Raw genomic sequence first — 681 nt, forward strand, 5'->3', positions numbered from 1 at the left:
GTCGAGAAGCGCTCGCAGCGCCTGCGACAGGGCGGAGATGTCGATGCCGAGATCGGAGGCCCGCTGGCGGTCGAGCGTCAGGGATATCTGCGCCTGGGTCGCATCATTGCCGAGGCGGGGATTGGAGAAGGTCGGATCGCCTTCCATCTCCGTTACCAACGTGGCGGCTGCCGCGGCGAGCCTCTCATGCGTGGCACCGACCAGCGCGAAACTGAGGCCACTGCCGCCGCCGCGGATGTTGAGCGAATTCGGCTGGAAGGCAAACGCCCGCACGGCCGGCACCTGCGCGGCGGCCGCATTGACGTCGCGGGCGATCTCGTCCTGGCTGCGGGTCCGCTCGTCCCATGGCGCCAGTGTCATCACCATGAAGCCGCTATTGGTGGAGCTGCCAAAGCCGGAAATCGAGAAGATGCTCTCAATTTCGCCACTGTCGACGAGCGGCTGCAGCTTCTCCTCGACCTGCTGGATACGGTCGCGGGTGTAGTCGAGGCTGACGCCCTGCGCCGTCGAGATCCGCATCATCAGCGACGAGCGGTCCTCCTTCGGCAGAAGCTCATTTGTGATGTTGGTATAGGCGATGTAGGCGCCGAACATCAAAAGTGCGCCGAAGGCCAGAACCACCATGGGTGCGCCAAGCGACCAGCGCAGTGTGCGCGCGTAAAGGCCGGTAAAGGCCATGCC

General features: G+C 64.6%; 1 protein-coding gene. It reads right to left on the reverse strand.

The window, feature by feature from the left end; translation table 11 throughout:
* The coding region (locus MD273_RS18565; RefSeq protein WP_239039259.1) for an efflux RND transporter permease subunit at nt 1-681 on the reverse strand (681 nt) is incomplete at both ends.

The sequence above is a fragment of the Marinobacter sp. C7 genome (assembly GCF_022343555.1).
GTDB lineage: Bacteria > Pseudomonadota > Gammaproteobacteria > Pseudomonadales > Oleiphilaceae > Marinobacter.